Genomic DNA, 12,703 nt, shown 5'->3' with positions numbered 1-12,703 from the left:
ATTAATAAATTGTAGCGCTTTTAGTGAGGAGGGAGTAACTTGCTTGAGAAAAAAATTGCCTTTCGCGCCGACGCATCTATTGAAATAGGGACCGGCCATATTATGCGTTGTTTAACACTTGCCCATGAGTTACGGAATAAAGGTGCTCAGATTTATTTCATTTGCCGTAAGCTGCAAGGTGATCTGCAGCAATATATTTTAAATAAGGGATTTCATGTGTTTTTATTAGATGCAGATGGTGAAAATACGAATTTTTCAAGTACAGTACACGGGAGTTATTTGAATTGGTTAAAATATCATTGGTTTGTTGATGCACAACAGACCAATGATATTTTGTCGCAACTTCCCAAGTTTGATTGGTTAATTGTTGATCATTATGGATTAGATAATAAGTGGGAGACTGCTTTAAGAAAAACTGTAAGAAAGATTATGGTAATTGATGATCTTGCAAATCGAATGCATGACTGTGATTTATTACTAGACCAAAATTTATATGATAACCTTAATGGTCGCTATAAAGATTTATTACCAGAGCAATCATTAGTGAAATTAGGACCTAAATATGCCATATTACGACCAGAGTTTCATGCTGCTAAAAAATTTTTAAGAAAAAGAACAGGCGAGATTGAACGCATTTTTGTATTTTTTGGGGGGCATGATGCAACGAATGAAACATTAAAAACATTAAGAGCTATACAAAATATAAGTAGCGATACTTTAAAAGTAGATGTAGTAGTAGGAAGTCAAAATCCCCATAAAGAAGAGATTGAATCTTATTGCAGGAGTATTTCTAATGCCTCGTTCTATTGTCAAATAGAGAATATGGAAGAGTTTATCGTACGAGCGGATTTAGGGATAGGAGCTGGTGGCACAACCACATGGGAACGCTGCTTTCTTGGATTACCTTCTATAACAATTACAACTGCTCCAAATCAAATTGAAGTAACCCAGGCTGTGTCGAAAGCTGGAGCTACATGGAATATTGGTACAGCTGAAAGTGTTTCGGATGAAACGATTATGAAATGTCTAAGCAAGCTTTTATCAAATTCTAAAATAGTGAAAGAAATGTCTAATAAGGCTCTTTCTATACAGTGTGCCAGTAATTCAGATGAAATAGCAAAAATTATTTTAGGAGGATAGCATGTTAGATATAGGGGATTTTCAATTGAAAAGTTTAGAAAAGAAAGATTTAGAACTGATTTTAAAGTGGAGGAATACAAAAGAAATACGTACGGTTATGTATGAAGATCATGAAATTACAATAGACGAACATTTAAAATGGTATAAAAAACTAGAAATGGATGATACAAAGATTGCAAGATTATTAATATATAAAGAAAAACCAATTGGATTTGTTAATTTTACAAAAATAGACAAAATGAATCGGACTTGTTATTGGGGATTTTATATAGGCGACAAACAAAGCGTAAGGCGTGCTGGAACTGTATTAGGTTTATTAGCATTAGATTTTATTTTTGAAACAAAAGGCATACAAAAAGTGTGTGCAGAAATATTAGAATTAAATCGTATTAGTTTAAACTTTCATCAGAAACTTGGGTTTGTAGAAAATGGAAGATATGTGAACCATATTTGCAAGGGTAATGAATATATCGATGTCATTAAAATGACACTATTTTATGAGCAATGGATGGAAAGAAAAAAAGCTATAAAAAAAGAACTTGAAGGTGAAAAACATGAGTAATGTATATATCGGCGGTAGAGAGATTGGCAATAACTCGCCACCATTTATTATTGCAGAAATGTCAGGGAATCATAATCAATCATTAGGTAGAGCATTGCAAATTGTAGAAGCAGCTGCAGAGGCTGGAGCACAGGGATTTAAAATTCAAACATATACACCTGATACAATGACTTTAAATATAGAAAATGGTGATTTTTTAATTCAGGATACGAACAGCTTATGGAAAGGTAAATCACTTTATCATTTATATAAAGAAGCATATACACCATGGGAGTGGCATAAACCAATTTTTGATCGCTGTACAGAATTAGGAATGATACCATTTAGTACGCCATTTGATGAAACTGCTGTAGATTTTCTAGAGTCATTAAATGTTTCTTGTTATAAAATCGCATCTTTTGAAAATACTGATATTCCCCTCATACGTAAAGTAGCCGCAACAGGAAAACCAATAATCATTTCGACAGGTATGGCTTCAGTTGCTGAATTAGATGAAACAGTAAGGGCTGCGAGAGAAGAGGGATGTAAAGAATTAATTCTATTAAAATGTACAAGTACGTATCCTGCATCACCAAAATCTACAAACATAGCTACCATACCTCATATGAAGGAGTTATTTAAATGTGAAATAGGTTTATCTGATCATACACTTGGAGTAGGGGTATCTGTAGCAAGTGTTGCTTTGGGGGCCACAGTAATTGAGAAACATTTAACACTCTCGAGGTCTGACGGAGGTGTAGACGCTGAATTTTCAATGGAACCTGCTGAATTTAAATTATTAGTAAGTGAAACTGAAAAAGCATGGGAATCTTTAGGTAATGTATATTATGGACCAACTAATTTAGAAAAAGACTCTTTAAAGTTTAGAAGGTCATTATATGTTGTAGAAGACATAAAAGCGGGAGAAGTATTCACGAATGAAAATATTAAAGCTATCAGACCAGGTAATGGTTTATTGCCAAAACACTTATCCAAAATTCTCGGAAAGAAAGCGAGTAAGGATATCAAAAAAGGAACACCTATTTCATGGGATTTAATTTGATAGAGTATACTGAAATGCTAATAAAAATTCATTTCAAGTATATAGTAGCAAACAAGTTAGCTTACGCTAACCGACATGCATCTCCTACCTATTTGTTAGTGCTAGCACACCTTCAGGAAAAGTAAGGAGGGAGTCTTCTGACGGGAAAAGATAAATTAAAATGCCTTTTCATAAAATTGAAAAGGCATTTTAATTTATTCAGAATGATTATAAAAGAAAAGAAATTTTTAATTTAATAAATCAATTAAGTTGTGATCGTAATATAGTCGTTATAAAATTGATTCTCTCATGAAAAGTATGTTGTGTAATAACTTTTGTGTGAATTTTTTCGATCATTAATCCTTTTGAAATCGTATCATTCAAATGAAGAGATATCTTATTTAAACAATCATTAAAGCTGTTATAGGATATAATTTCATCTTTATTGAAGAAAGATGAAAGATCAGATTTTTCTTCTATAATTTGAAAGCCTTGGCAAGCGGCGATATCAAATGTACGATTATTAATGGTATTACTTTTTACTCTATTTTTATTTTTATTCTGTGGAAACATATAACTACGATGAGGATTTAATATGAGACTAGCGTTATTATAATAGAACGCAACTTCTTGAGGTGGAATCCATTCTTCTATAATCTTAATTCTTCGGTGATTTTTCCATTTTTTAATTAACTTATTTCTCCAATGTTGACCAATAACAGTATAGTGATAAGGAGTTTTTTCCAAAAGAAACTGTATCAATTTTACTCGGGTTGGATAAGGGTATCCAATGAACAATACTTCACTTTTATATTTTGAATTTTTTAGACCAGGTTTAAATACATCTATATTAGTTGCTAATGGTAAGTGATATACATTGGTATATCCTAAACTTGTGTAATATTTAAGTGCTTCACTATCGATAGTAAATATAAAATCAAAGTTATTTAATAGAAGAAGAGAAGTGTCTATATAAAATGGGTCCTCAGTTAACCAGACAGCTAATTTAATGTTCCTTTTTTTAAAATATTGAATGGCTATTTGCGGTAGATGATTACCTAATAAGGTGAAAACAATATCAGGATGAAACGTTGTTGTAATGAAATCTAATTGCTCTATTAATTCACTCGGCTGTACTGCTAACCATTCGAAATTTTGATTGATAAGTGTTCTCTGTATGCTTTGATCTAGATATTGATAGATTTTTGAGTAACCAGAAGTAATGTATAAGAGTTTCATATTTCAATCCCTGCTTTAGGTATAAAATATATTATGAGCTAAACGTAACACTTTCTATTTCTTTACAACTGATCTTAGTAATACTTATAGTAGGAGGAGTAAGTGAATTTTCCTCTTCTAATGTGACGATACAAGTATTAGGGTTAAAATTTGTAAAAATAGCAGGTCCAATAATATTTCCAGATTTACCAGTCACAGTAACGACTTCGCCTGGTTGTAAATTTTTAAAAATACTACATACTCCACCTGAACAACGAAATAAATTACATAAGAACAAATTTGTCCCTCCTTTAAACAATATACTGTATCATATGAAAGTATGTAGAAGGATGTGTAGACAAGTAACCCTTAGAAGGGGAAAAAATTAAATTAAAGAAAATTATTGAAGTGATAGATAAAATAATACATTTGTGATTATTCTGATTAGATTTTTTCATAAAAAAGACATTCATTAGAATGTCTTTTTTATAGATTGAACTAGAACCATTTAAATCATCTTAAGGTGTGGTTAAAGTAACGCTTTCTATATCTTCACAACTTATGAATATAGTATTGGTTGAAGAGGGGGTCAGCACATCTTCTTCTACCAATACCACCGCACAAAGATTTGGAAAGAACAGTGAAAAAGTAGCAGGTCCAATAATTTGACCTGATCTAGTAGTAACTGTAACAACTGTACCTGTTGGCCATGAAGAGAATAAAAAACAAGCTAAACCTTTACAATTTGCCATATTAAATCCTCCTAACTCTAATTTCAAATAATGTAGTAAATTCCAAACATCTTATAGTGTATGTGGTAGCAGTATAAAGTGCTTGGATATTCGTTCATGATCAACAGAATCACTGTGAAATACTACTATACACACGTTTAAAAGATAAAAATGGTAAGGAGGTTTATGAAGGAGATATTGTATGATTTAGTAATCAGTTATTCAAAGTTCCAAATGATATGGATCGGAATTATGGGGTGGGAGATAACGAGTATATCGAGCTATGCTATATGGTATTTGATTAGGATGAGATAGAAGGCTTAAGTTTTTGGTAGCATTTATGGGAATCCAGAGTAACTAGAAAACTAAATAAAATTCTTATTTGCACGACACGTTTCCTTATAAGTGTGCAAACACGAAATAGGAGGGTTATTAATTTGATGACAACAACTGTTTGACTGAAGGTAGGAATGGAAACACCGCCAGGTTGAGCTTAAACTACTTATCTAATACTCCTACATGCAAGGCATGATAATAGTCACAAATTGTATGAAGCTAGGTGAAGTTAGCTGAACAAAACCTAAGTGAGAAATCATATGGTAATGGATAGGTCGGGATGCTACAAAATATCTATGGTGAGAATGTACGGCTCTAAAGGATTAATACATTAGAAATGTGTATGTCGTTAATGACGATGTTATCTACCGAAAAGTAAGAGTAAATGATATGAAATTCGGAACATCTAACGATGAGGATGTAAAGATAACAGGCTTACAGCAAGCACCTAAGGATATATGTATAGCTAAGTCAATCGGAACGTGGTAAGCAAGAAAATGTCACCAAATCCTACTAGAAGACAGGTGCATATACGGTTCTAACGAACCGAAATTGATTTGTTCTTGTGAAGGTGGGGACACGTATCAACGAAGCATGTAACAAATGTGGAGGGATAGTCCCTAGTCTTATTCGTTGAAAACTAAATCAACTATATGTAACTCACAGGATCGAGTAAGATGATGGGACCTTTCGTAAGAAAAGGGAATGAATACATCGGTGAGTACAATATTGTTCGTAATCTAGTTGCTCTAGTATAAAAGGATAAGATGGGACGCTGTATGCAATGAAAGTCGCACGTACAGTGTTAAGCCGGGGAAAAGATGGAGATAACTTCAAAGTTATATATCGCAACGATATCTAAATTGTATATGTAGAAAGGAGCACCTAATTAAAGTGCTCCTTAGGAGATTGATTATAAATGTCTGTTCATTAACTATTATTATGTTTATTTTATCAAATGGTGAAAAACTTGGACAAAAACTTCATTTTGCACACCAAAGCAGCTAGTTAATAAAACTAACTGCTCGTTGTATAAAAGAAACGCTACGCTTACAGAAATAGTTTGTAACTTTAAGTTGTAGAAATAGTATCAACAGGGTTAAAAATATTATTCGGAAATGAAAGGTAGGAGATGAATTGGCTTCGAATAAGGGATGGCAGGAAGCCATCTTAATTGTTCGACATACAGAAAGTGTTACTCCACTACCTATCGAATGTACGTTTGGTGTATAATAGTCATATACCGAAATGGAGGTGAATCAAATAATGATGAATAAAGCCTATAAGTTTCGTATCTATCCAAATCAGGCACAAGCAATTCTAATCAATAAAACGATTGGGTGTTCTCGCTTTGTATTCAATCATTTCCTATCCTTATGGGATCAAGCATACAAAGAGACAGGAAAAGGCTTGACCTATGGTACATGCTCTGCCAAACTACCTGCCATGAAGAAAGAGCTTGTTTGGTTAAAAGAAGTGGATAGTATTGCGATGCAGTCGTCTGTTCGCAACCTTGCGGATGCTTATACGCGCTTTTTCAAAAAACAAAACAGCGCACCGCGCTTTAAATCTAAGAAGAACAACGTACAATCTTATACCACAAAACAAACAAATGAAAACATTGCCGTTGTAGGGAACAAAATAAAGTTGCCGAAACTAGGCCTCGTTCGATTTGCCAAAAGTCGCGAAGTAGAGGGGCGTATTGTAAATGCTACAGTTAGACGGAACCCTTCTGGTAGATATTTTGTGTCACTATTAGTTGAAACAGAAGTACAAGAACTTCCGAAAACACATTCTTACATTGGAATAGATGTAGGACTAAAAGATTTCGCTATTTTGTCAGATGGAACACACTATGAAAATCCGAAGTTTTTCCGATCATTAGAAGATAAGTTGGCGAAAGCATAGCGTGTTCTTTCTAGAAGAATGAGAGGATCTTCTCGCTGGAATAAACAACGAGTAAAGGTAGCTAGAATTCATGAATACATATCAAATGCTAGAAAAGATTACTTGGACAAAATTTCAACCGAAATCATCAAAAACCACGATGTTATCGGTATAGAGGATTTGCAAGTATCGAATATGTTAAAGAATCATAAGTTAGCAAAAGCAATTATTGAGGTATCTTGGTCGCAATTTCGATCCATGTTAGAATACAAAGCAAAATGGTATGGCAAACAAGTCATTGTCGTATCGAAAACATTTGCTTCCAGCCAATTATGTTCTTGTTGTGGGTATCAAAATAAAGACGTTAAAGATCTAAACCTACGTAAATGGGTTTGCCTTTCATGTCAAACACATCATGATAGGGATATTAACGCAAGTATCAATCTAAAGAATGAAGCGATAAGGCTTCTAACCGCAAGGACTGCGGAGATAGCCTAATCAATTAGAGTTCGATAGAACTCTTTACTTAGGAATCCCCCCACTTCTAAACGAAGTGAAAGTGGGGGTAGTTCAAATAAGAGGATAATTATGGTTTTTGTAGAATAAATAAGTCGGGAAAGGCGGGAAGATAGTACCATATATGGATATAAAAATATTTGAAATGCGTGAAAAACGATTAGCAGAACTATTAGGTGCAAAGGTACTATGGGAATGTATAAGTGCAGTAATAGAGAGAATTAAAAAGCAAGAATTAGAGTCTATACTAGATTTATTAGAAGACCTATTCATATATGTGAAAGAAACTATTCAAATTATGAATCAACGCATAACAAAAGCCTCTGTAAAAACAGAGGCTAATGGTATAAATAAAGATACATTATTTGTGGAAGCGTATGTAGAATTAATTAATCTTAAGTTTCTTATTTTTGAATTAGCTGTAGAGCTTTCATTTGTTCTAAAAGAATTAAATTGTTTTGTTCAATCATCTTTGCCACTGCTTCGAAGTGAGCTTGATTCTCAAGAACCTCAATCTGCTTCTCTTTAGGGAGTGATTGAAGGATTTCTTTTATTTCTTTACACTCGTATATATTATTCTCCGAGTCTTCGATTAATTTATTACGACGATTGGTGTATTCAAGTGCACCTAAGGTGGCTAATGCGCGAGGATCTAATCCTAGAATTTCCATGTATTCCTCTCCTTTCCTCTACAATAATTCGATAGGGGGAAGGAGATTCCTTTAATGAATTAGTAGAGTCTTTAAATAGCTATACAAATTGTTAATGATTAGTAGACATGTTACCTAACAGGAATGTAATAGAATTAGACTTTACAGAGCTTCTAAAAAAGATTAAAAGAAAAGGGAATCCAGTAATTCTCACTCTTTTTTCTTAAATAATCTACATATGATACGGTTGTTTCCTTTTATCATAAATTTTACATTGGATTCTTTGAGGAAGATTAGGTAGATATAGGATATGGAGGATGAATGAATAGATAAACAAAATGAAAGAGAAATGAAAGAATTACTGGAATTGTTAAGTGGTTATTAGGTAATAAATTTTAAAGTATTTAAGAGTGAGAAGATGTGTATCAATCGTTACTTAAAAAGTAAAAGATTAGTCATTAAATGGAGAGAAGTGTCTAAGTTACTTGTATAGATGAAATAAGGGAGCATATGAAATTAAAGCATGATGAAACATGTTGAAATAAATAGATGGGGATCTCTAGGTAGGTTAAGCAGAGAAATAAGGTATGCTGAGAAAGTAGCTATTGAATTCGAAGAAGTTAAAGTGTGAAAGGTGTCACTTATGTTAACTTGAATATCTACTACTTATTTACTCTATATAAAAAAGCAGCTGCACAAAAGTACAGCTAGTTTTCTTTACAAATTTATATGACTTTAATGACGAATTGAGATTGAGGTATATATAGTAATTGAGCTGTTAAGGAAGTTGTTGTATTAGCAAATGGGTATGCTTCCTTATAAAGAAAATTACTATACACTATTTCATTCATTTCATAGGTCGTACACAGTTTTTTTAGGATTTTTTGAGAAATTTTATTTGTACAAGCAGCAATAAAATCATAATCTCTTTTACTTATTTCTTGAATGGCATGTGAAAGAAGGGTAGTGACTATACCACTTCCCATCCAATCTGGATGACAAGCGCCCATATCTAAATAAACCAATTTTTCTTTATCTAAATGAGAAAACTCAATAGATTCTGTCTCTAATGTATCTAAAAGTTGAAAAATAGGTTCCATTTGCGGGCATAGTTCAATCGCTTTCTCTGTATCTATTAGTGGCTGGGTTAATTTTTTTGTTAAAAGAACTCCAACAATTTGAAAATTTTCTATTGCTACAAATGACATAGCTTGAGATACAGCTTGTTTCATCATTTCTTCGCACATTTTGTGAAAAGGAGCAAAAGGAATTTGTAAACTGCTTACAAGAGGTTCATTATTCACAAAAGAATGTGCAAGTAAATGTGCTGCATCTTTCACATGGTGTGTATCAAGTAGCTCTATATTCATATGTTTTTCCTCTTTCCTGATATAGTTAATAGTAATTAAAAGGATTAAAAATTTTATTTCATTTAGTTAAGTTTAACTATTAAAGCGCTAACAAATATGATTATTAAACATATGAATAGATCTGTTTAGTAGCAATCGAAATATATTCATAAAGAAATGCTATGACCTCATCTAAACATTCAACAGTTGTATATGGGGAGATAGAAAAGAATTTTAAAGTAGAAATCGGATTTCTATCACAACTGTTTATTGCGTCTACTACACATGAACGAGTTGTATCGCCTAAAAATATTTGATCGCGATTTTTTCCTAGATAATTAAATAGTTCTATATTTAACCGATTTGTATCCTCAATTTCTTCTTTTGTTGCAAGACCTATTCGTTCTTTTTCCCAATTCTCTTGGCCATCTCCATTCATATAGAACCGAAAAGTTGTAATTGGTCCATATGTAAAATCATTTGTGATTGCGACTTGAGGGAGGGCCTTGCGCAACTTCTCTCTAAATAATAGATTTACACGAATATAATTTGCTAATAATTTTTGATATCCTTCAATTCCAAAGGCTAATAGATTGATATACATGGGAATAGCACTACCAGATCGTGAACATTCTAAGGTATAGCCTGTATGATAACTTCCATATGACCTATTACCAAGATAAGGTGTGTCATCTTGTTCAATGTCCATCAGTTGTAAATCAGTATGATTTTTTACGATTAAAATACTTGAAGCATAAGGTGTTTGTCCTAATTTATGAAAATCAAAACATACACTATCAGCAAGTGCCATGTATTGCATTTTATCTTGTACGTATAGTAAAGCATTTTTTAAGTTAGGTTCAAATGAAAGTGGATTTTCTTCGAAATTATAATTATTAAAGAAACTATAGAATCCACCCATTGCAGAATCCGCATGGATATAAATAGGTTTTAATTTATATTTTTTTTGTATTGCTTCAGCGCTCTCTTTAATTTTCTTTATATCATCAATGGTAAAAGTATCTGTTGACCCCATAGTAGCTAGAATATAAAGGGGGATACCACCATTATTAATAACTTGTATCATCTTTGCCTCTAAATCATCTATATCCATAGAATTTGAATAAGGATCAGTTTTCACTTTTATTAAGTGATTTGACCCAATACCAGTTGCTTCAGCTGATTTTAATAAACTATAATGTGCATTTTCAGAAGCAAAGCAATATACATTTTGTGGAGCGCCATGTTCTTTTGCTAATGGGAATTGTTTGGAAATTGCTAAGCGTAAGCTCGAAAATACACAACCTTGTCCACCCCATGTGGTATATCCACCGCTATTATGTGGATTATAACCTATCAGTTTTGAAAGCATGGATACCACTTTTACTTCTGCTTCAGCTGCCCCTGGACCATATACATCCCAAACACCATTACCATTTAAAAGTGCCATTGTCATTACCCCTAATAGTGAAGGTATACTTGGTAGTGGTACAGCGTTAGACAAGTAATATTTATTTGGATACGGATGTCCATTCATAAATTGGTTTAGCTCTTCTATAACCTCAGACATAGTGATTCCAGCTAGTGGAATATGACTTTGGTGAATTAAGCCATTGTAGTATCCTTCTGATTTTTCCTCACATTTACCTAAAGTAGCTCGCTCTTCATTTTTTAATTGGTCAAGATTTTTAATTATTTTCTGCATAGATTCTAATAAAAGTTGTTGTTTTTCTTCATTTCCGTCAACGCTCGGAAATAGTTTTAAAATATCTTGCATGCAGTCACTTCTCCTTGTGAAAAACTGGATTTTTATTTTACTTGGTTAAGCATAAGGGTATAATAATTTGTAATTGCCCTTTTGAATACTTAGAAATGAGGAGCTATTTAGAAAAAAATGTAATTCCATAGAAGATTATATGAATTATGGAATTTAAAGTAAAGAAATTTTTTTTGATTTATTTTAAAAAAAGTAATTGTGAGATAATGAAGTTTCTAAAAATATTTCTGAATTAATTGTTTATTCGGTTTGCATGTTGCCTTAGTATGTATTCAACTAGTGTAGTAGATATTTTAATATAATGTAGAACGTATTATAAGGTAGTTGAATAAAAGGGTTCAACTACCTTATAAACTGTAGATATTGTTGGGAAAAGATAAAAAAATAGGGTGGAAGTGCTAAAGATATGTTCTAGTGGAGAAGAAGTAGTAGTATGGATTTGGTAGAAAAATCAGCATAATTTTTTATGGAAGAATAATTATTTGATCAAAGTTGTTTAATGAATTCAATTTCATTATCTAATAATAATGGACGAGTTAAGTGGGAAGAGTTCTCTTCAACCTGGGTAGAATTTTTTGCACCAGGAATAGCAACTGAAACGGCAGGGTGACTTAAAACATAACGTAAAGCAACTTGCGCTAAACTTCGATTTGATCGTACAAGTGTACGTAATTTCTCTACTTTGTTTAAGCTTTCTTTAAACCACTTTTCTTTTGGCCAATCTTTTCTTAAATCATCGTCTGGAAATTGAGTTTCATGATTAAATTTTCCAGTTAAAATTCCCATCTTAAGTGGCCCTCTTATCACAGCACCTAAATTATGTTTTTCAATATAAGGAAGGATGTCTTTTTCAGGTTCTTTATTCAAAATACTATAATCGAATTGTACGACATCTAAATCATTATCTTGATTAAAATGTTTTATATAATCTAAATCATTAGTAGAAACACCAACGGCTCTCACTTTGCCAGATTTTTTTAAGGTTTGGAAAGCTTGTAGAAAGGCTTCTGTTTCTTCATGTTTATCCCACCAAATATGACAAAAGTACACATCTATATAATCCGTTTTAAGCCGTAGTAAACTAGCCTCAAACGCATCAATGATCTTTTGAGGATCTCCATAAACGGCTGGTTGATTGGGGTCATAATGATGACCAATTAAACCACCTTTTGTAGAAAGGATTATATCTTGCCTGCGATTATTTATAGCTTTTGCAACGAGTGTTTCACTATGACCTAATCCATAAACATCAGCAGTGTCAATAAAATTGACCCCTAGATCAATTGCTTTCTCAATTGCATCAAGTGATTCATTATCTTTTACTGCTCCCCATTCATCTCCACCAATTGCCCAAGATCCGAATCCTATCTCTGAAACTATTAAACCCGTGTTACCTAATAATCTATATTCCATTATGTACGGACTCCTCCTTTACAGTTTATGTTATTAGAAGTATATATAGTGACCAGTTGGAATATTCTTGAATTTATTTTCGGAGTATAAATTAGACTATTTT

The 12,703-nt window shown here is 32.6% G+C and carries 12 protein-coding genes and 1 pseudogene; 6 read left to right on the top strand and 7 right to left on the bottom strand.

Annotation, left to right across the window (positions count from 1 at the left end; all coding sequences use genetic code 11):
- Positions 1-39 precede the first annotated feature (39 nt).
- Genes pseG through pseI form a run of 3 tightly spaced genes read left to right on the top strand, consistent with a single transcriptional unit; the run spans position 40 to position 2,744 of the window.
- Positions 40-1,140 carry a UDP-2,4-diacetamido-2,4,6-trideoxy-beta-L-altropyranose hydrolase gene (gene pseG, locus ACTFRH_RS21810; RefSeq protein WP_000890378.1) on the top strand — a complete coding sequence of 367 codons (1,101 nt, stop codon included), beginning with the start codon at positions 40-42 and terminating at the stop codon, positions 1,138-1,140.
- Position 1,141: 1 nt separating this feature from the next.
- Positions 1,142-1,702, top strand: a complete 561-nt coding sequence (gene pseH / locus ACTFRH_RS21805; protein ID WP_000884114.1) for a UDP-4-amino-4,6-dideoxy-N-acetyl-beta-L-altrosamine N-acetyltransferase — start codon at positions 1,142-1,144, stop codon at positions 1,700-1,702.
- Positions 1,695-2,744, top strand: coding sequence for a pseudaminic acid synthase (gene pseI / locus ACTFRH_RS21800; RefSeq protein WP_000073378.1), 1,050 nt, complete (start codon positions 1,695-1,697; stop codon positions 2,742-2,744). The genes pseH and pseI overlap by 8 nt, the downstream gene beginning before the upstream one ends.
- Positions 2,745-2,984: 240 nt before the next feature.
- On the opposite strand, the gene ACTFRH_RS21795 is transcribed toward pseI, so the two are convergent.
- The 3 genes from ACTFRH_RS21795 to ACTFRH_RS21785 all read right to left on the bottom strand — a co-directional run bounded on the left by ACTFRH_RS21795 (position 2,985) and on the right by ACTFRH_RS21785 (position 4,693).
- Positions 2,985-3,962 (bottom strand): CgeB family protein, encoded by a 978-nt coding sequence (locus tag ACTFRH_RS21795; RefSeq protein ID WP_000772277.1) that lies wholly within the window; start codon positions 3,960-3,962, stop codon positions 2,985-2,987.
- Between the two features lie 31 nt (positions 3,963-3,993).
- Positions 3,994-4,239, bottom strand: a complete 246-nt coding sequence (locus tag ACTFRH_RS21790) for a hypothetical protein (protein ID WP_000477974.1) — start codon at positions 4,237-4,239, stop codon at positions 3,994-3,996.
- A gap of 220 nt (positions 4,240-4,459) precedes the next feature.
- Positions 4,460-4,693: a hypothetical protein gene (locus ACTFRH_RS21785; protein ID WP_001262458.1), complete on the bottom strand. Its 234-nt coding sequence runs from the start codon at positions 4,691-4,693 to the stop codon at positions 4,460-4,462.
- Positions 4,694-4,779: 86 nt separating this feature from the next.
- On the opposite strand from ACTFRH_RS21785, the gene ACTFRH_RS21780 reads away from it, so the two are divergent.
- From ACTFRH_RS21780 to tnpB, 3 genes and pseudogenes are all read left to right on the top strand, one after another.
- Positions 4,780-4,878 (top strand): YopX family protein, encoded by a 99-nt coding sequence (locus tag ACTFRH_RS21780; protein WP_142386006.1) that lies wholly within the window; start codon positions 4,780-4,782, stop codon positions 4,876-4,878.
- 469 nt (positions 4,879-5,347) lie between these two features.
- Positions 5,348-5,497 (top strand): hypothetical protein, encoded by a 150-nt coding sequence (locus ACTFRH_RS21775; RefSeq protein ID WP_157405361.1) that lies wholly within the window; start codon positions 5,348-5,350, stop codon positions 5,495-5,497.
- A gap of 774 nt (positions 5,498-6,271) precedes the next feature.
- Positions 6,272-7,393, top strand: a pseudogene (tnpB, locus tag ACTFRH_RS21770) (IS200/IS605 family element RNA-guided endonuclease TnpB).
- Between the two features lie 422 nt (positions 7,394-7,815).
- Here the strand turns inward: tnpB and ACTFRH_RS21765 are convergent.
- The 4 genes from ACTFRH_RS21765 to ACTFRH_RS21750 form a co-directional block, all read right to left on the bottom strand.
- Complete coding sequence (locus ACTFRH_RS21765) at positions 7,816-8,082, bottom strand: hypothetical protein (RefSeq protein ID WP_000404243.1); 267 nt, start codon at positions 8,080-8,082, stop codon at positions 7,816-7,818.
- Positions 8,083-8,786: 704 nt separating this feature from the next.
- Positions 8,787-9,431, bottom strand: coding sequence for a hypothetical protein (locus tag ACTFRH_RS21760; protein ID WP_001019435.1), 645 nt, complete (start codon positions 9,429-9,431; stop codon positions 8,787-8,789).
- 103 nt (positions 9,432-9,534) lie between these two features.
- On the bottom strand, positions 9,535-11,187 hold the full coding sequence (locus tag ACTFRH_RS21755) for a pyridoxal phosphate-dependent decarboxylase family protein (RefSeq protein WP_001152301.1): 1,653 nt from the start codon (positions 11,185-11,187) through the stop codon (positions 9,535-9,537).
- 486 nt (positions 11,188-11,673) lie between these two features.
- On the bottom strand, positions 11,674-12,600 hold the full coding sequence (locus ACTFRH_RS21750) for an aldo/keto reductase (protein ID WP_000456659.1): 927 nt from the start codon (positions 12,598-12,600) through the stop codon (positions 11,674-11,676).
- Positions 12,601-12,703 lie beyond the last annotated feature (103 nt).

Source organism: Bacillus cereus group sp. MYBK216-1 (assembly GCF_051916495.1).
GTDB lineage: Bacteria > Bacillota > Bacilli > Bacillales > Bacillaceae_G > Bacillus_A > Bacillus_A thuringiensis_K.
The sequence above is the reverse complement of the archived record's forward strand: the minus strand, read 5'-3'. Positions and strand labels throughout refer to the sequence as shown.